1 protein-coding gene is annotated in these 1983 nt (G+C 72.4%); it reads right to left on the bottom strand.

Annotated elements, in window-relative coordinates:
- Positions 1-16 precede the first annotated feature (16 nt).
- A complete protein-coding gene (locus CH341_RS30995) occupies positions 17-1810 on the bottom strand; it encodes a gamma-glutamyltransferase family protein (protein WP_111423494.1) in 1794 nt (597 codons plus the stop codon).
- Positions 1811-1983: the final 173 nt, after the last annotated feature.

Raw genomic sequence — 1983 nt, 5'->3', positions numbered from 1 at the left:
ATGACCGTGGAGATGCTCACCGCCCGGCGGCGTAGCCCTGCATGCCGCGCGGGTTGGCGGCGGCGCGGCGGCGCCAGCCGTCGCGCGAGGCGGCGGTGAGGCGGCCCTCCGACCAGGACGAGCCGACCTCGACCACGTGGCCGCGGGCGGCGAGGTCGCGCCGGGTCTCCTCCGGCACGCGGTCCTCCACCACCAGCACGCCGGGGCGCGCGGTGCGGGGCCAGAACGAGCTCGGGAAATGCTCGCTGTGCCAGGCCGGCGCGTCGATCGACTCCTGAAGGTTCATGCCGGCATGGACGTGGCGCAGGAAGAGCTGCGTCGCCCACTGGTCCTGCTGGTCGCCGCCCGGCGTGCCCCAGGCCAGATAGGGCTCGCCGTCGCGCAGCGCCATCGACGGCGACAGCGTGGTGCGGGGCCGCTTGCCGGGGGCGAGCGCGGCCGGGTGCCCCTCCTCCAGCCAGAACATCTGGGCCCGGGTGCCGAGGCAGAAGCCGAGCTCCGGGATCACCGGCGAGGACTGCAGCCAGCCGCCCGAGGGCGTCGCCGAGATCATGTTGCCGGCGCGGTCGATGATGTCGAAATGCACGGTGTCGCCGCGCACCTCGCCGAGACGGCCGACGGTCGGCTCGCCGGCCCCGGCGGTGGCGCCGACCTCCTCGGCCCGCCGCACCTTGACGGTGCCGCCGAAGCCCTCGACCGAGCCGGGCCGGAAGTCGAGCGAGGCCTCGTGCTGCACGAGCTTGCGGCGCGCCTCGTTGTAGGCGTCCGACAGCAGCGCCTCCATCGGCACCTTCACGAAGTCCGGGTCGCCGTAGAACGTGTCGCGGTCCGCATAGGCGAGCTTCGAGCACTCGACCACGGTGTGGATGAACTCCGGCCCGGTCGGGTCGAGCCCGTCGAGGTGATAGCCCTTCAGCAGCGCGAGCTGCTGCAGCAGCACCGGCCCCTGCGACCAGGCGCCGGCTTTGCATACAGTGTAGCGGCCGTAGTCGTAGGTGAGCGGCGCCTCGACGCGCGGGCGCCAGATCGCCATGTCGTGACCCGACAGCACGCCGCGATGCGCCTCGCCCGACGTGTCCATCACCTTCTGGGTGCGGCAGAAGCGGTCGATCGCATCGGCCACGAAGCCCTCGGACCACGCCTTCCGGGCGCGGGAAATTTCCTGCTCGCGGCCGCCGCCGCCGCTCTCCGCCTCGCGCAGGATGCGCGCATAGGTGTCGGCGAGGCCCGGGTTCGCGAACAGGCTGCCGGTCGCCGGCACGGTGCCGCCGGGCAGCCACACCGCCGCCGAGGTCGGCCAGTGCTCGCGGAACAGCTTCTCGACGGTGCGGATCGTCGCGTTGGCGCGCTCGACCAGCGGATGGCCCTCGCGGGCGTAATAGATCGCCGGGCCGAGCACGTCGGCGGGCCGCATGGTGCCGTATTCGAGCAGGAGCATCATCCAGGTCTCGAACGTGCCCGGCACGCAGGCGGCCAGCAGGCCGGTGCCCGGGACCATGTCGAGACCGAGGCCGCGATAATAGCCGATGGTCGCGCCGGCCGGCGCGGGGCCCTGGCCGCAGATCACCTCGGGCCGGCCCTTGCGCACGTCGTAGAGCAGGATCGGCACGTCGCCGCCCGGCCCGTTGAGATGCGGCTCGACGACCTGCAGCGTGAAGGCGGCCGCGACGGCCGCGTCGAAGGCGTTGCCGCCCTTCTCCAGCATGGCCATGCCGACCGCCGTGGCGATCCAGTGCGTCGAGGTGACGACCCCGAACGTGCCTTCGATTTCGGGACGGGTGGTGAAGGGATTTGGATTGACGATGGCCATTTCGCGGTCCGGGGATGGCGGGGAGCGCACTTGACCACAGGACCGGCGCGAGGCCAAGCCCGGGGACGATGTGGATGATCGCCGGCTCTGTCGCGAGGCACTGCTCGAACCCTCTCCCCTCGCGGGAGAGGGTGGCTCGGACCGAAGGTCCGAGGCTGGTGAGGGGGCGTGCC

The sequence above is a fragment of the Rhodoplanes roseus genome, assembly GCF_003258865.1.
GTDB classification, from domain to species: Bacteria; Pseudomonadota; Alphaproteobacteria; order Rhizobiales; family Xanthobacteraceae; genus Rhodoplanes; species Rhodoplanes roseus.
This window is presented reverse-complemented; position numbering and strand designations above follow the sequence as displayed.